Source organism: Patulibacter ginsengiterrae, assembly GCF_056269115.1.
Map to the genome: position 1 here is coordinate 436,431 of NZ_JBWDOG010000001.1, position 16,383 is coordinate 452,813.

The 16,383-nt window shown below is 73.4% G+C and carries 14 protein-coding genes; 4 read left to right on the forward strand and 10 right to left on the reverse strand.

Annotated elements, in window-relative coordinates:
* Positions 1-5: 5 nt before the first annotated feature.
* Together ACVUH9_RS01965 and ACVUH9_RS01970 are read left to right on the forward strand one after the other, a co-directional pair.
* Entirely contained in the window at positions 6-1,238 is a 1,233-nt protein-coding gene (locus tag ACVUH9_RS01965; RefSeq protein ID WP_475753413.1) for an FAD-dependent oxidoreductase, read from the forward strand.
* On the forward strand, positions 1,235-2,356 hold the full coding sequence (locus ACVUH9_RS01970; RefSeq protein WP_475753415.1) for an FAD-dependent oxidoreductase: 1,122 nt from the start codon (positions 1,235-1,237) through the stop codon (positions 2,354-2,356). The genes ACVUH9_RS01965 and ACVUH9_RS01970 overlap by 4 nt, the downstream gene beginning before the upstream one ends.
* Here the strand turns inward: ACVUH9_RS01970 and ACVUH9_RS01975 are convergent.
* Together ACVUH9_RS01975 and ACVUH9_RS01980 are read right to left on the reverse strand one after the other, a co-directional pair.
* Entirely contained in the window at positions 2,323-4,053 is a 1,731-nt protein-coding gene (locus tag ACVUH9_RS01975; RefSeq protein WP_475753417.1) for a sensor histidine kinase, read from the reverse strand. The two genes, ACVUH9_RS01970 and ACVUH9_RS01975, sit on opposite strands and share 34 nt — an antisense overlap.
* A 94-nt stretch (positions 4,054-4,147) precedes the next feature.
* Entirely contained in the window at positions 4,148-4,846 is a 699-nt protein-coding gene (locus tag ACVUH9_RS01980) for a universal stress protein (protein WP_475753419.1), read from the reverse strand.
* Positions 4,847-5,052: 206 nt separating this feature from the next.
* Here ACVUH9_RS01980 and ACVUH9_RS01985 point away from each other — a divergent pair, with 206 nt between their 5' ends.
* Positions 5,053-5,715: a response regulator transcription factor gene (locus tag ACVUH9_RS01985; protein WP_475753421.1), complete on the forward strand. Its 663-nt coding sequence runs from the start codon at positions 5,053-5,055 to the stop codon at positions 5,713-5,715.
* Positions 5,716-5,766: 51 nt separating this feature from the next.
* On the opposite strand, the gene ACVUH9_RS01990 is transcribed toward ACVUH9_RS01985, so the two are convergent.
* The 6 genes from ACVUH9_RS01990 to uvrA form a co-directional block, all read right to left on the reverse strand.
* The gene (locus ACVUH9_RS01990; RefSeq protein ID WP_475753423.1) at positions 5,767-6,402 is read right to left on the reverse strand and encodes an acyltransferase; all 636 of its coding nucleotides are present in this window, start codon (positions 6,400-6,402) and stop codon (positions 5,767-5,769) included.
* A gap of 24 nt (positions 6,403-6,426) precedes the next feature.
* Positions 6,427-6,906 carry an SRPBCC family protein gene (locus tag ACVUH9_RS01995; RefSeq protein WP_475753425.1) on the reverse strand — a complete coding sequence of 160 codons (480 nt, stop codon included), beginning with the start codon at positions 6,904-6,906 and terminating at the stop codon, positions 6,427-6,429.
* Between the two features lie 98 nt (positions 6,907-7,004).
* Positions 7,005-8,165 (reverse strand): magnesium and cobalt transport protein CorA, encoded by a 1,161-nt coding sequence (locus tag ACVUH9_RS02000; protein ID WP_475753427.1) that lies wholly within the window; start codon positions 8,163-8,165, stop codon positions 7,005-7,007.
* 23 nt (positions 8,166-8,188) lie between these two features.
* The gene (locus ACVUH9_RS02005) at positions 8,189-9,106 is read right to left on the reverse strand and encodes a hypothetical protein (RefSeq protein ID WP_475753428.1); all 918 of its coding nucleotides are present in this window, start codon (positions 9,104-9,106) and stop codon (positions 8,189-8,191) included.
* Complete coding sequence (locus ACVUH9_RS02010; RefSeq protein ID WP_475753430.1) at positions 9,103-9,918, reverse strand: DUF6597 domain-containing transcriptional factor; 816 nt, start codon at positions 9,916-9,918, stop codon at positions 9,103-9,105. The genes ACVUH9_RS02005 and ACVUH9_RS02010 overlap by 4 nt, the downstream gene beginning before the upstream one ends.
* Positions 9,919-9,928: 10 nt before the next feature.
* Positions 9,929-12,970 carry an excinuclease ABC subunit UvrA gene (gene uvrA, locus ACVUH9_RS02015; protein ID WP_475753432.1) on the reverse strand — a complete coding sequence of 1,014 codons (3,042 nt, stop codon included), beginning with the start codon at positions 12,968-12,970 and terminating at the stop codon, positions 9,929-9,931.
* A 259-nt stretch (positions 12,971-13,229) separates the two neighbouring features.
* On the opposite strand from uvrA, the gene ACVUH9_RS02020 reads away from it, so the two are divergent.
* Complete coding sequence (locus ACVUH9_RS02020; RefSeq protein WP_475753433.1) at positions 13,230-14,993, forward strand: choice-of-anchor P family protein; 1,764 nt, start codon at positions 13,230-13,232, stop codon at positions 14,991-14,993.
* A gap of 121 nt (positions 14,994-15,114) precedes the next feature.
* On the opposite strand, the gene ACVUH9_RS02025 is transcribed toward ACVUH9_RS02020, so the two are convergent.
* Complete coding sequence (locus ACVUH9_RS02025) at positions 15,115-15,573, reverse strand: PucR family transcriptional regulator (RefSeq protein WP_475753435.1); 459 nt, start codon at positions 15,571-15,573, stop codon at positions 15,115-15,117.
* A 422-nt stretch (positions 15,574-15,995) separates the two neighbouring features.
* On the reverse strand, positions 15,996-16,376 hold the full coding sequence (locus tag ACVUH9_RS02030) for an FKBP-type peptidyl-prolyl cis-trans isomerase (RefSeq protein ID WP_475753437.1): 381 nt from the start codon (positions 16,374-16,376) through the stop codon (positions 15,996-15,998).
* Positions 16,377-16,383: the final 7 nt, after the last annotated feature.

Below are 16,383 nucleotides of genomic sequence, written 5' to 3' on the forward strand. Positions count from 1 at the left end.
GTCCCATGGGCACCCTGCGCGAGGTCGTCGTCGCCGGTGGTGGCGTTGCCGGGCTCGAGGCGGTGCTCGCGCTGCGCGCCCACGCCGCCCGCGCGACCCACCTGACCGTCGTCACCGCCGATCCCCTCCTCCGTCGCCGGCAGGAGCTGTTGTCCGAGCCGTTCTCGCCGACCCCGATCCGGACCTACGCGCTCGACGCGCTGGCCGACGCGCTCGGGTTCCGGCTCGTCCTCGGCCAGCTCCACAGCATCGACAGCGCGAAGCGGATCGCCCACCTCGATGAGGACCGCGAGCTGCGCTACGACGAGCTGGTGATCGCCGCCGGGGCCCGCCAGGGCGTGCCGGTCGCCCACGCGACCACCCTCCGCGCCTCCGCGACCGGTGCCCTGGCCGAGATCGTCCACGGGCTCGAGGACGGCAGCATCGGCGATCTCATGCTCGACGCCCCGGCCCACTGCGGCTGGACGCTGCCGGTCTACGAGCTGGCGCTGCAGAGCGCCCGGCGGGTCCGGCACGGCGGCACCGACAGCCCGCGGATCACCGTCGTCACCCACGAGGGCGCCCCGCTCGAGGTCTTCTACGGGGCCGGCAGCGAGGCCGTCGCCCGCGAGCTCAACGACGCCGGGGTCCGCGTCCTCCCCCAGCGGGCGCTGGCGCGACTCGACGAGCAGAGCGTTCGGCTCTTTCCCGGCGGTCACGTGCTCCCAGCCGACCGCGTGCTGGTCCTCCCCGCGCTCCACGGGCCCGGGCTCCACGGCGTGCCGCTCGACGGCCGCGGGTTCGTCCAGGTCGACGGCGAGTTCGCCGTCCCCGGCCTCGACGGCGTCCACGCGGTCGGGGATGCCGCCGCCTATCCCGTCAAGCAGGGTGGGCTCGCCGCCCAGCAGGCCGACACGGTCGCCGCCAACATCGCCCGCCGGGCCGGGGTCGACACCCCGCCCCATCCCTACGAGGGCCGGCTGCGGGCGATGCTGCTGACCGGCGCCAACCCGCTCTACCTCTCGGCCCAGCTGATCGGCGGGGCCTCGGCCAGCTCGCAGGTCAGCCGCCGCTGCCCGTGGTGGCCGCCCGAGAAGGTCGCCGCCGCCCACCTCGCCCCCTTCCTCACCAACGTCGACGAGCGGGGCCTGGCCGCCGCCGTCGCCGTGCTCGACCGTGATTCCCCGCCGGCCGGACCGGTCGTCCTCGACGCCCCGGGGGACGACGGCATCGAGCTGCTGGGTGGGCGGGACGGATGAGGCTCCGCGTACCCCACGCGGTGATCGCGGGCGGTGGCTTGACCGCGCTCGAGGTCCTGCTGCGCCTGCACCAGATCGCCCCCGAAGCGCTCCACACGACCCTGCTCGCCCCGGAGGACCGCTTCCACCCTCCGCCGTCGAACGTCTACCCCGGGCTGCTCGCGGACACCGGTCCGGTCGTCTCGCTGTCGACCTTCGTCGGCGAGCACGGCGCCGGCCTGATCGGCGACCGGGCCGCCGCGGTCGCGCCGGCGCTGGCGGAGGTCCGCACCGCCCACGGCGGGCTGGTCGGCTACGACGCACTGGTGGTCGCGGTCGGCTCGGCGGGTCACTCGGCGCTGCCCGGTGCGATCACGCTCGGCAGCCCCGCCGACCGTCGCCGGCTCGCCCGGATCGTCGCCCGCGTGCGCGTCGGCGATCCGACCCGGATCGCGGTGGTCGTCCCCGACGGCGTCCGTTGGAGCCTGCCGGCCTACGAGCTGGCGCTGCTGCTCCAGCACGCCGCCCCGGCCGGCAACGGCCAGATCACCGTCGTGACGGCCGAGAGCGGCCCGATGGCCGCCTTCGGCCCGGAGCTCGCGGGCACGCTGACCGGCCTGCTGGAGGACCGTGGGATCGTCGTGATCACCGGCAGCGCACCGGCCGAGGTCGAGGACGGCCGGCTCTGGGTACCGCGGGCCGGCGCCGTCCCCGTCGATGCGGTGATCGCCCTGCCCCGCCCGCGCGGACGTCCGCTCGCCGGCCTGCCCCACGACGAGGACGGCTTCCTGCGGACCGACGAGCACGGGCGGGTGATCGGCGTCGATCGGGTCTGGGCGGCGGGCAGCGGCGTCCGCAGCTCGCTCGAGCAGGACGGGCTCGCGATCCAGCAGGCGACCGTCGTCGCGCACGACGTCGCCCACCGGCTCGGCGTCGCCGCTCCGCCGGATCCCCCGTCCCCACCGCTGATCCGGGCGACCCTGCTCGACGGCGAGGGAACCCTCTACCTCGTTGCCGAGGCGACGCCCACGGGCTGGCACACACGCTGCTCCCGCCAGCCGCTCTGGGACGCCCCGCCGACGGTCACCGGGGGCCTCGTCGGGGCCTACCTCGACCCGTTGGCGGCGCCCTGCCCGTGACCGTTGCGGCCGCGGGCGACCGGCAGCAGCGCGACGAGCGCCGTGCCACCCGCCTCGCCCGGCGCGATCCGCAGCGTCCCACCCGCCAGCCGGACCCGTTCGCGCATCCCCGTCACCCCGAACCCCCGTCGCTCGGCGACCACCGCCAGGTCGATCCCGTCGCCGTCGTCGGCGACCCCGACCAGCAGCTCGTCGCCCGCGAGGACGACCCGGACCGTCGCGTGGTCCGCGCAGGCGTGCTTGGCGACGTTGGCCAGGGCCTCCTGGACGATCCGGTAGACGGCAGTCTCCAGCTCCGTGTCGAGCCGGCCGTCGGCTCCCACCTGCTCCTCGAGCCGCCCGAGGTCGATCGTGACGGCCACGTCGAGTCCGGCGGCCGCGCCGACCGCTCGCGCCAGGCTCTCGACCGCGGGAGCCAGGCCGAGCTCGTCGAGTGCCGCCGGGCGGAGCTCGGTGATCAGCGTCCGCAGCTTCTGGATCTCGACGCCGACGTGGTCGAGGACATCCCGGACGGCCTGCTCGAGCCCGTCGTCGGCCCTGGCCCGCAGCGCCGACGACAGCCGCACCTGCAGGCTCGCGAGGCCCTGGAGGGTCTCGTCGTGCAGTTCGCGGGCCCACCGACGTCGTTCCTGCTCGCTGCTGGCGAGGGCGTCGCGCAGCCGCTGCTCGCCGACGGTCTGGGCGGTCGCGACCGCGGTCGCGGCGCTGGCGGCGAAGGCCAGCAGCAGCTCCTCGTCGTCGGCGGTGAAGCGCTCGGCGGTGCGGTGACGGTCGAACGCGATCAGCACCCCGAGGCTGCCGCTGCGGAAGACGAGCGGGACCAGCAACGCCGACGTCGCGTCGGGGACGCCCATCGGCTCCGGCGCGAAGCGGAGATCGTCGACGTCGGCCCGCAACGGACGCCCGCTGCGGAGGACGTCGCCCGGCGTCGAGCCCGCGATCGTGATCCGGGTGCCGGTCTCGACGTGGCTCGTCTCGCCCGCGGCCGCCCCGACCTGGAGCCAGGCGTCGCCGTCGGCCAGCAGGATCAGCATCGCGCGGGCGTCGACCAGCGCCCGCCCACGGGTCACGATCAGCTCCAGCACCCGGTCGAGGGCCGTCTCCGCGCCGATCGCCCGCGCGATCGCGGTCGTCGCGGCGAGGCTCTGGTTGACCCGTCGCAGCTCGGCGTTGCGTGCTCGCAGCCGGTTGTGGAGGCGTCCGCTGTCGACCGCGATCGCGGCCCAGTCGGCGAGGATCACCAGCGCCTCCTCGTCCGCGTCGTCGAACGGCCCACCCTCCTTCTCGGTCAGGTAGATCGTGCCCCACGGCTCGCCCCGGACCACGATCGGGACGCCCAGGAACGACGTCATCGGCGGGTGACCGGCGGGGAAGCCGAACGACTGGGGATGCCGCCGCACGTCCGGCAGCCGCAGCGGCTCCGGCTCGCCGAGCAGCAGGCCGAGGATCCCGCGATCGTAGGGCGCGTTCCCGAACGAGCGGCGGGTCCGGCCGTCGCGCCCGCGGGTCCGGAACCCCGCCAACCGCTGGCCGTTGCCGTCGAGCGTCCCGAGCGCCGCGAAGCGGGCACCGGTCAGGTCCTGGGCGGCGGCGAGGATCTCGTCGAGCAACGCCTCCGGGTCCAGCTCCTCGACGAACGCGCGCCCGACCGCGATCAGCCGTCGCAGTCGGGGTTCGTCGAGCGGTTCGCTGGCCATCGTCGGTCGGTCCTCGGGTGCCGGGGCCGATTCTCCCCGCCGGACCGGCAGCCATCGGTGTCGCGGCCCGCGCGGACCCACCGCCGGACCCGCCTCAGGCGACCCAGCCCGCGGTCACCGCGGGACCCCCGCTGGGTTCCGGCACGACCAGGACCGGATGCCGGGTGCGCCGGACGACGGCCGCCCCGACGTCGCCGAGCCCGACGCCCCGCCGGACCGTGCCCCCGAGCACCAGCAGGTCGACGTCGCGACCGAGCGCGAGCAGCTCGTGGACGGGATCGCCCTCGTGCAGCTGACGCAGGACGTCGCCGGCCCCGCCGAGCTCCGCGACCGCTTCGATCAACGCCGTCCGCGCCACGCTGTGGACGTCGCCGTAGTCGCCGTTCGTGCTTGCGGCTGCGTAGGCGTTGCGAGGATCGACGACCGAGAGCACGATCAGGCGGGCGTCGCTCTCCGCGGCGACGCGCGCCGCGACCACCAGCGCCCGGCGACCGGCGGGCGTGCCGTCGAACGCGGCCCCCACCGCCCGCAGCGGAGCGACCGGCTCGGGCGGCGTGATCGCCACCGCGCAACCGGCCGTGCGCAGCGTCCGCGTGGCCGTCCCGCCGAGCACGGCACGACCGCCGCCGCGCCGTCGGCGATCGCCGAGCACGATCAGGTCGCAGGCCGCCCCGCGGGCGCGCCCCGCCAGCTCGTCGACGATCGGGGCGAGCAGCATCGTCGCGCTCGCGTCCCCCAGCCGCTCGGCGAGCCGCAACGCTCCCCGCGACTCGGGCGAGCCGTCGAACCCCACGAGGATCCGGGCGAAGATGGTCGTTGCCTCCTGGACGCGCGCTGCCGGGACCTCAGCCTACGTCGCACCCCGGTCGTTGCCATCGGACCGGACACGCACCCCCCTCCGTAGCGGCCACGGACCGTGCGGGGCCCGTAGTTCCTACGGTTCCGATCCGCGGTTCCCTCCCCTCACCGGCACGGGAGCCGCCGAGTAGCGTCGCGGTGATGCCCGCGCCCGACGACGCCGCGACCCGGATCGCTCTCGCCGACGACCACGCGATCGTCCGTAGCGGCCTGCGGCTGGTGCTCGAGGCGGAACCGGGCTTCACGGTCGTCGCCGAGGCCGGAGACGTCCCCGAGGCGCTGCAGGCGGTCGCGGTGCACAAGCCCGACGTGCTGGTCCTCGACCTCAACATGCCCGGGGAGCCGAGCCTGCCCGCGATCCCCCGTCTGCGCGAGCTCTCGCCGCGGACGGCGATCGTGGTCCTGACGATGCAGCAGGACCCGGCGTTCGCGCGGGAGGCGCTGCGAGCGGGCGCGCTCGGCTACGTGCTCAAGGAAGCGGCCGACGACCAGCTGGTCCAGGCCGTCGCGATGGCCCGTGACGGCAGCACCTACCTCCACCCGTCGCTCGGGGCGCGGATCGCGGCCGAGCCGCCACCCGCCGGTCCGCCCGACGACCTGACCCCGCGCGAGGTCGAGGTGCTGCGACTGATCGCGCTCGGCCACACCAACACCGAGATCGGCGGCCAGCTGTTCCTCAGCGTCCGGACCGTCGAGTCGCACCGTGCCCACATCCAGCACAAGATCCGGCGGTCGAGCCGGGCCGAGCTGGTCCGCTACGCGCTCGACCACGGCCTGCTCGACCACGACCGCCGGTCGACCTGAGCGCCCCGCCGTCCGGGACGGTCGCTCGCCCCGGCCGGGCGAGCCCGCGGCTCAGTCGTCGTAGCTGATCGTCCGCAGGACCTTCGCGGGCGCGCCGGCCGCGATCGAGAACGGCGGGATGTCCTGGGTCACCACCGAGTTCGCGCCGATCACGCTGCGGCGTCCGATCGTCACGCCGCTGGTGACGACGACGTTCGCGCCGAGCCAGACGTTGTCGCCGATCACCGTCGGCCCCTTGCTGCTGAAGCCCTGCCACGGGACCGGCTTGTCCGGGTCGTCGAAGCGGTGGTTGCCGTCGGTGATCAGGCAGCCGTTGGCGGCCATGCAGTGCTCGCCGATCTCGACCAGCTCGTGGGCGGCGACCATCACCCCGAGGTTGAGGAAGGTCCCACCGCCGATCCGGATCCGGCCGTGGTCGCCGGCGGTCAGCCAGACCCCCGGCTCGAGGAAGACCTGGGGCCCGATCTCGAGCCGGCCGTCGGCGAGCATCGGCAGCAGGTCCCCGTTGATCCGCCCCCGCGCGAACGCCTCCCGCCGGGCCAGCTCGACGTGCAGCCGGACCCGGTTCCAGGGCCGTTGCGAGCGGGTGTACCAGCGCCACTTGTGCAGCCACTGGACCGCCTGCGCGCGGGTCAGCGGCGGGACCCGCGCCGTGCCGCGGGAGGAGCCAGGGTCGTCGAGCGTCACCCGAACGAGCCTAGCGCCGGCGAGCTACTTGAGCAGCTTGCGGATGCCGCCGATCGCGACCGTGTTGCCCGGGCGCATGACCGGCGCCAGGAGGCCGAGCGGGAGCCCCCGCCCCCGCAGCGGCGAGACCGCCATCGTCCAGGTCAGCCGGGTGCCCTCGGGCGTCGGGTCGAGCAGGAAGTCCTCGACCAGCGCGTCGAGCACCTGACGGCTCTGGTGGGTCACGCGGAAGGTCGCCCGGCGGTCGACGTCCCAGCGGTAGAACTCCTCGTCGACGGTCAGGAACTTGCCGAGCCGGAGCCGGCGGACGGCGCCGGCCGAGAACGGCCGCGGGGTCTGCCACGCGACCTGGTCGATGATCGGCATCCACGACCACATCTCGTCGCTGCCGAGCGCCTCCCAGACCTGCGACGGCGGGGCCTTCAGGTCGACCGTGCTGCGGATCACGAGTGGCGCGTCCTCCAGCAGTCGGTCGTCGACGGGACGGAGCTCGTAGGGCGGCATGCGGGCGGAGTCTACCCCTCCCGGGCGATTCTTCCTACGCATGAGTAGGTTCGGCCTGCGGGACACACGGTGCGCCGGCTTCGGTCCCCGATCGGCGGTCAGAGCCAGCCCGCCCGGCGCAGCCGCCGGTAGAGGAACCCGCAGATGCCGAGGGTCACCAGCAGGACGGCGGGATAGCCGAAGTCCAGGCCCAGCTCGGGCATGTGCCGGAAGTTCATCCCGTAGAGCCCGAAGATCATCGTCGGCACGACCGCGATCGCCGCCCACGCGGAGATCTTGCGCGCGTCGTTCGCCTGGCGGACCGAGATCTGCGCGAGGTTGGCGTCGAGCACGCCCCGGAGCAGGTCGTCGAGCGAGGCGATCGCCTCGACGTCGCGGACGAGGTGGTCGAGCGCGTCGCGCAGGTACGGACGGACGGTCGCCGGGATCGGCAGCTCCTCGTCCTCGACCAGTCGCGTGACGGGGATGATCAGCGGCGCCATCGCGCGCTTTGCGGCGATGACTTCGCTCTTGAGCCGGTAGATCCGCTCGGTCGGGTCCTCGCGCCCGCCGGAGAAGACCATCGCCTCGACCTCGTCGACGTCGTTGGAGAGGCCGTCGAGCACGTCGGCGTAGGCGTCGACGACCCGGTCCAGGATCGCGTGGAAGACGCTGCCGGCCCCGCGCGCCAGGCGCCGCTCGTCGCCTTCGAGCTCACGGCGGACGGCGGCCAGCGGGACCGCGCTGCCGTGTCGGATCGAGACCACGAAACGGGGACCGACGAGCAGCAGCAGCTCGCCGATCGCGACGCGCTCGTCGGCCTCGACGTACTCGGCGGTCTTGAGCACGAGCAGGACGAGGTCGTCGTGCTGCTCCAGCTTCGGCCGCTCGTGCGCGTGGATCGCGTCCTCGACGATCAGCCGGTGGAAGCCGAACTCCCGTCCGATCGCCTCGACCGCCGCCGGCTTCGGATCGTGGAGCCCGACCCAGACGAATCCGTCCTCGCTGGCCGCCGCCCGTTGCCGCGCCTCGGCCAGCGGGACCAGCCCGCCCTGCCGGCGGCCACCGACGTAGACCGCGCAGTCGGTCAGCGCCGCGTCGACGTCGGCCACCCCGGCGTCGGGATCAGCATCGGCCGCTCCGACGCCGGCGGCATCGACATCAGAGGCTCCGACGCCGGCCGGATCGGCATCGGCATCGGCGGTTCCCACGTCGTGGCCGTGGTGGCCCGAGGCCGGAGGACGGTGGTTCGACGGTTGGCGCATGCGGATTTGCGGCACCGCGCGGACGGTGCCGGGTCAGCCTACGCTCGCCGCAGGACCGACGGGGCGGGCCATCCCGCGGCCCGCAGCACCAGCAGCGCCTGGAGCGTCGCCCACCCGCGCCACTCGGCCAGTGCTGCCGGCGAGATCGGCTCGAAGTTGACCGCCCAGCCGCCGTCGGGCTGCTGACGCGCGGCGAGCGCGGCGAGCTGCGCCTCGACCGCGTCCGCCGGGAGCAGCGCGCGCCCCGGGTCGGCCGGGAAGGGCGCGACCTCTAGCGGACCGATGTGGTGCCCGGGCGCTCCCGGAGCGACCATCGCCGGGTCGAGCGCGATGTGCTCGACCACTGCCTCGGCCAGCCGCCGCTTCGCCGCCTCCGTCTCCGGCCGCGCCGGGACGTGCTCGTCGAGCAGCCAGAGCGCGGCCCGCACGTCGTACATCGCCAGCTCGAGCGCGGGGTCAGCCAACCGCCGCCAGCAGAAGGCGGTCGCCGTGTCGAGCCAGGGGTGCGTGATCCCGTGGCGGTGCAGGAGGCCGACGAGCGCCGCGGTCGGATTCAGCGACGCGCGCTCGGCCCCGGCGTCGTGCCAGTGCGGCGCGGCGGGGTGGACGCGCGCCGAGCCGATCGTGAACGGCACCCCGCCCTCCGCGGTGGTGACCGTCTGCAGCCAGTCGCAGAGCGGTTCGGCGACCTCGGGATCGATCGTGCCCAGCTCGTCGAGCACCCGCAGCGCCAGCTCCGCCGACTGCGGTTGGCTGAGGGTCGTCCGGAGGTCGGGTTCGAGCAGCCCGGCGAAGCCGCCGTCGTCGTTGCGGTAGGCGAGCAGGGCTCGGACTACCCGCTCGTCCGAGCCACCCTGGAACGCCCGCTCGAAGCGGACGACGTCGAGCAGCCGCGCGTTCTCGCGCAGGTACCGCTCGGCTGCCACCGTGTCGACGGTCGAAGCGCTGGGGGTCATACGCCGATCGTGACGGATCGGCGTACCCCGGTCTTGTCGATCCCGGACGTCGTCCCGTCCCCCGGCACGGGCGTCGCCCACCGTCGGCGCAGCTCGAGCGGGCTGGCCCCGGCCAGCGCCCGCGCCTCCCGGCCGAGGTGCGCCTGGTCCGCGTAGCCGGCGGTCAGCGCCAGCTCCGCCAACCCTGCGTCACCAGCCGCCGCGGCCAGCAGGAAGCGCTGGAGCCGCAGGACCCGGTCGAGGGTCTTGGGGCCGTAGCCGACGTGGTCCACGAACCGCCGCCGCAACTGGCGTTCGCTGAGGGCGACGGTCTGCGCCAGCCGGGAGACGGCGACCCCACCGGTCGTGAGCAGCGCGACCGCCTCCGCCACCGCCGGGTCGACGGGCTCCCCCGCCTCCGGTCGTGCGCTGACCGCGCCCAGCAGCAGCGCCAGGCGCTCGCGTTCGCCGCCGGCCGCGGCGACGCGCTCGCTCAGCTCCCGCCCCGCCGCTCCCCAGAGCTGCTCGACCGGGACCCGCTGGTCCCGCAGGGCGCCGGCCGACTCTCCGAGCACGTCGGCGGCCGCACCGGGGCGGAAGCGCACCCCGAGCGTGACCTCCAGCGTCGGCGTGGCCCGCACCGGCCCGGTGTCCGGTCCGGCGACGGCGAGCGTCCCACCGTGCCAGACGAGGTCGACGCAGCCGTCCGGCAGCACCGCGTGCCCGTCGCCCTCCCAGGCCGGACCGGCTCCCGGGTCCAGCCTCCAGAGGCAGGCCACCCGCGTCCCCAGGGCCGACGGCGGCGGCAGCTCCCGGTAGCTCGCGGCGCCCACGCCTCGGCCCTCAGTCGCCGGCGGTGGTCGCGGGCGTCCGCTTCTTCGCCCGCGTCGCCGGACGCTTCTTCGCCGCCGCCCGGACCGCCGCCGCGGCCTTCGCCTCGGCCTCCTTCTGGGCCTTCGACTTCTTCTCCGGCCGCGGCCCGGTGGCGTCCGTCCGGACCGGCATCCCGCCCGACGCGACCGCGCTGCTGTCGGGCGTCACCAGCTCGCGCAGGAACCGTCCGGTGTGCGACTCCGCGACCGCGGCCACCTGCTCGGGCGTGCCTTCGGCGACCAGCGTTCCGCCGCCGTCGCCGCCCTCGGGACCGAGGTCGATCAGGTGATCGGCGGTCTTGATCACGTCCATGTCGTGCTCGATCACGATCACCGAGTTGCCGGTCCCGACCAGCCGCTGGAGCACCTCGAGCAGCCGCTCGACGTCCGCGAAGTGCAGGCCGGTCGTGGGCTCGTCGAGGATGTAGAGGGTCCGACCGGTCGCCTGCCGGGCCAGCTCGTGGGCGAGCTTGACGCGCTGCGCCTCACCGCCCGAGAGGGTCGTCGCCGGCTGCCCGAGCCGCACGTAGCCGAGGCCGACGTCGCGGATCGTCTCCAGCCGACGCCGGATCTTGGGGACGTTCTCGAAGTAGTCGATCGCCTCCGAGACCGGCATGTTGAGGACGTCGGCGATCGACTTGCCCTTGAAGTGGACCTCGAGCGTCTCGCGGTTGTAGCGCTTGCCGTCGCACTGCTCGCACGGGACGTAGACGTCCGGCAGGAAGTGCATCTCGATCTTGATCTGGCCGTCGCCCTTGCAGACCTCGCAGCGCCCGCCCTTGACGTTGAACGAGAAGCGACCGGGCTTGTAGCCGCGGGCACGGGCCTCCGGCGTCTGCGAGAACAGCGTCCGGATGTGGTCGAAGATCCCGGTGTAGGTCGCCGGGTTCGAGCGCGGGGTCCGGCCGATCGGCGACTGGTTGACCTGGATCACCTTGTCCAGCTGCTCCATGCCGTCGATCCGATCGTGGGCCCCGGGGCGGACCCGGGCGCGGTTCAGCTGCGCGGCCGCCGACTTGTGGAGGATCTCGTTGATCAGCGTCGACTTGCCCGAGCCGCTGACCCCGGTGATCGTGCACAGGATCCCGAGCGGGATCGTGACGTCGAGGCCCTTGAGGTTGTGCTCGCGGGCCCCGCGGATCACCAGCTCGCCGGTCCGCTCGCGGCGGACGTCGGGCACCGCGATCGCCCGCGCGCCGGAGAGGAACTGCCCGGTCAGCGAGTCGGGGTTGGCCTCGACCTCGGCCGGGGTCCCGTTGGCGACGACCTCGCCCCCGTGCTCGCCGGCTCCCGGCCCCATGTCGACCAGGATGTCGGCGCGCCGCATCGTCTGCTCGTCGTGCTCGACGACCAGCACGCTGTTGCCGAGATCGCGCAGCCGCTCGAGGGTCGCGATCAGCCGCTCGTTGTCGCGCTGGTGGAGCCCGATCGACGGCTCGTCGAGCACGTACAGCACCCCGACCAGCGCCGAGCCGATCTGGGTCGCCAGGCGGATCCGCTGGGCTTCGCCGCCGGACAGCGTCGCCGCGCCCCGGTCCATCGTCAGGTAGCCGATCCCGACGTCGACCAGGAACGACAGCCGCTCCTTGATCTCGCGCACGATCAGGTTGGCGATCTTGCGTTCGGTCGTGCTCAGCTCGACGTCGTCGATCCAGGTCAGCGCCTGGTGGACGGACAGCGCCGAGAACTGGTGGATGCCGATCCCGCCGACCAGGACGTTGCGCGGACCCGGCTTCAGCCGCGATCCCTCGCAGTCCGGGCACGGGACCATCGACATGTACTCCTCGATCTTCTCCTTGACCGCCTCGGAGTCGGACTCGCGGTACCGCCGCTCGAGGTTGGTGATCACGCCCTCGGCGCGCATCTTGTAGGTCCGGCTGCGGCCCGAGCGGCTCTTGAACCGCATCGGCACGCGCTCGCCGTCGGGGTCGCCGAAGAGGATCCCCTCCTGCTGATCGAGCGCGAGCTCGCCCCACGGCAGGTCCATCGGCACCTCGAACTGCTCGGCCAGCCCCTCGAGCAGCTTGCGGTAGAACGGGTTCGGCGACGACGACCACGGCTTGACCGCGCCGCCGTCGAGCGGACGTGACGGATCCGGGATCACCAGGTCGGGGTCGACGATCATCTGCGCGCCGAGCCCGGTGCAGCGCGGGCAGGCCCCGTGCGGTGCGTTGAACGAGAAGGTCCGCGGCTCGACCTCCGGCATCGAGAACCCGCACTCGAGGCAGGCGAAGTTCTCGCTGTAGGTGTGCGACTCCTCGACGCCGTCCGGCGCCTGCTCCCCGTCGCGCAGGACGAGCGTGATCTCGACCAGGCCGTCGGCCAGCCCGACCGCCGCCTCGATCGCGTCCGCGAGCCGCTTGCGCAGGTCGCCGCGCATGACCAACCGGTCGACGACCACGGCCAGGTCGTGCTTGTAGGTCTTCTCGAGGACGATCTCCTCGTCGAGCATCCGCAGCTCGCCGTCGACCCGCACCCGCTGGAAGCCCTCGGCCTTGAGGTGGTCGAGCACGTCCCGGAACTCGCCCTTGCGGCCGCGCACCAGCGGCGCCAGGACCATGAAGCGCGTGCCCTCGGGCAGCGCCATCACCCGGTCGATGATCTGCTCCGCGGACTGACCGGCGATCGGCCCGTGGCCGTTCGGGCAGTGCGGGTGACCGATCCGCGCCCACAGCAGACGCAGGTAGTCGTGGACCTCGGTGACCGTGCCGACCGTCGACCGCGGGTTGCGGGACGTCGTCTTCTGGTCGATCGAGATCGCTGGCGAGAGTCCGTCGATCGAGTCGACGTCGGGCTTGTCCATCTGCCCGAGGAACTGACGCGCGTACGCCGACAGCGACTCGACGTAACGCCGTTGACCCTCGGCGTAGATCGTGTCGAACGCCAACGACGACTTGCCCGATCCGGAGAGACCGGTGAGCACCACGAGCGAGTCCCGGGGGAGCTCGAGCGAGACGTCCTTGAGGTTGTGCTCGCGAGCACCGTTGATGACGATCCGACCGCTTCCAGCCATTCCCGGGAAGTCTACGCAAGCGAACGGACGTTCGATCCGCGGCGACCCCCGCGAGCGATGCACCGCCGGCGAGCAGCTACGCCGTAGTGAGGCGATGCCGAGAAGTCCATAGCAGATACATCCTGTTTCTACCATGAGTAGACGACTGTTCTAAACAAATAGACGGCTCGGCGGAGGAGAAAGGGATACGCTAGTCGCCGTTTGAACCCCTGCTCGGCGGACGTCCCCGGTCCCCGAGCCTGAGAAAGAGGCACATACGTTGTTGTCCCAACTCCCCGCTCGACGCGGTTCTCGCGTCGCGCTCCTGACGGCCGTCGCCGGCCTCAGTGCCCTCGCGGTGCTTCCCGCGACCGCGAGTGCCGACACGCACGGCCCAAACAGCTGTGACGCCAGCGCCCTGCGGCTCTCGCTGCTCGGCAACGCCGCGCTCGACCCGATCCACGCCAACCCCAACGCGTCGCCGTGCGTCGACGCCGACGGGACGCTGATCAACCTTCCGTCGCTGCTCGGCCTCGTCGGCGTCCAAGCCGTCGAAGCCAAGACGCGCAACATCTCCAACAGCGCGGCGGCATCCAGCGCCAAGGTCGCCGGCCTCTCGGTCGGCACCGAGGTGCTGACCAACCAGCTGACCGCCGCGCTGCTCAGCGGCGATGCCAGCATCGTCCAGCAGCTGCTCACGCAGCTGAACCCCGTGCTCGGACCGCTTGGGCTCACCGCAGTCACCAACGACCTGATCACGACCATCGGCAGCACCCTGGCCGCGACCCTGCCGGACATCGTCGAGGCGGACGTGATCGAGGCGACCGCGCAGGCGCGGTGCGTCGCCGGCAACCCCCAGCTCAGCGGCAGCTCGCGGATCGCCGGTCTCCGGGTCCTCGGCACCGAGATCGACGCCAACGGCGCCGCGAACCAGCTCCTGAACCTCGACACGTCGAACCTCAAGCTCGGCGACGTCCTGAACATCGACGGTCTGTTGAAGGGGATCAAGCTCGGCAACACGGGTCTCATCGCACCTGTCGTCGCGATCCTCGGCGGCCAGGGCATCACGACCCTCTACGACCTGGTGCACGCCGATTCCGGCGTGGTCGGGGCGGTCGACCTGCTGCTCGCCCCGCTCGGCGTGGTGCTCAACCCGCTCGGCCTCGGCAGCGTCTCGGCGATCACCAGCACCCTCACCACGCCGGTGCAGGGCCTGCTCAACAGCGTCACGATCAGCCTCCCGCCGAACCTGCTCAACGCGCGGGTCACCCCGAACGGCCAGGTCGTCGCGGGCGGCCACCTGAGTCAGAACGCCCTGTCGCTGTCGGTCAGCCTGCTCCAGCAGCCGATCCTCGACGGCACGATCGCCCAGGCTCAGGTCGGCGCCGGCGCCCCCGGTTGCGTGCCGCCCACGAACCCGCCGAGCGACCCGCCGAAGGCGAAGGGCACGTCGCCCGCCGCGCAGGCGCTGCTCCAGTGCACCAAGGCGCCGCTGACCCTGATCGACGTCGGCCGGGCCGGTAGCCAGACGTTCATCTACGGCGTCGCCCGCAGCGAGTTCGTCGGCAAGGAGGCGACGATCTACCTGGCAGACGGCAAGAAGAAGGTCGGGTCGGCCAAGGTCGACGACGAGGGCTTCTTCAGCACCAAGGTGGCGCTGCCGCCGGCCCGGATCCGCCAGACGAACAAGGCGCGCTACTACGCCGTGATCGACGGCAAGAAGACGCAGGCGCTGAAGTTCTCGCGGCGGATGACGGTCTCGCGTCTGACCACGGCCAACGGCGAGGTCACCATGCGCGGCAACACGACCGCGCCGCGCCGCACGAACCAGAGCGCGATCGTCATCAAGCAGCGGATCGGCTGCAACACGTACAAGACGCTGACGACGGTCACGCCGGACGCCAAGGGCCGGTTCAGCGCGACGTTCAAGCTGCCGGCCGCCGGCGACGCCGCGGTCTACCGCGCCCAGACGCAGGTCCCGCGTACGGCCCGCTCGAAGAAGCAGATCGGCACGTTCACGCTGCCGCGGGTGGCGGGTCTGTAGACCCCCCTCCGCGCAGGACCGCGAGCGGCCGGACGCCCCGTCCTCCAGCCGCTCGCGGTCTGCCCCCGCGGGCCGTGCCGCCACGCCACACCAAGGCAGTCGGCGGCCGGCCCGCGCCGGGCTATCCGGAACCCCCGCGACCGGGCACGTCGCCGGGCCGCCGCAGCCGGTGGCGCTTGATCGCCAGCTCCAGCGAGAGCAGATCCTCGTCGGCGACGACCACACCGGTCAGTCGCTCGATCCGCTCCAGACGCTGACGGAGGGTGTTCGGGTGGATCTCCAGCGCGCGGGCCGTCGGGACGACGCTGCGTTCCGCCAGGTAGCGCTCGAGGGTCCCGACCAGGTCGCTGCCCCGCTGCTCGTCGTACGTCCGCAGCCGTCCGATCGCCGCCGCGTACCGCGGGTCCGGCTCGATCTCGGCGTCGACCTCCACCAGGTAGCGGTAGGCGCCGAGCGCCTCCCACGCCCGTGCGCCGCCGCCCGGCAGCAGCGCACGGACGATCCGCGTCGCCGCGACCGCCTCGGCCTCGGCCGCGCGGTCGCCGGCCGGGTCCCGCCGGACGCCGCTGCGCCCCGCCACCAGCGATCCGCCGCGGGCGATCCGATCGAGCGCGACGTCCAGCCTCGCCAGGCTCCGACGCTCGTCGGCACCGAGCTCGACCGGCAGGACCGCCCGAACCCGCTCGGCCCCCGCGTCGCAGCGTGCCGCCGGCGAGAGCAGCTGGAGCCGCGCGACCGTCCGCGCCGCGCCAGCGACGGCGCCGCGGCAGGGGCTCGAGGTTGACCACCACGTAGGACCACGCCGGATCGATCATCGAGCCGGCGGCTGGGTCGGGCGGCGTACCCGAAGGCGCGGGGGAAGCGGCGCTCGACACGTGCCCCAAGCCTAGGCGCGGACGACCGCCGCGCCCATGCGCCGTCGGGCCAATCCCGAGCGGGTCGTCTGGTGCAGGTGGAGCAGGCGCGGACCGGCGGCGTCGGCCGCCGATCCGGGAGGAGGCGCTAGCGGACGCCGAGCAGATCGACGACGAAGACGAGCGTCTCGTCGGGAGCGATCACTCCGCCGGCCCCGCGCTTGCCGTAGCCGAGCATCGGCGGGATCGTGATCCGGCGGCGGCCGCCGACCTTCATCCCGGCCACGCCCTGGTCCCAGCCCTGGATGACCTGACCCTGACCGAGGCCGAACTTGAAGGTATCGCCGCGATCCCAGGAGGCGTCGAACTGCTTGCCGGTCGACCAGGAGACGCCGACGTAGTGGACGTCGACGATCTTGCCGGCGACCGCCTCGTCGCCGTCACCGACGACCAGGTCCTCCAGCTCCAGCTGGTAGGACGGCGGCGTGTCGGCCGGGATCTCGACCGTGGGCTTCTCGGTGGCGCTCATGGACAGA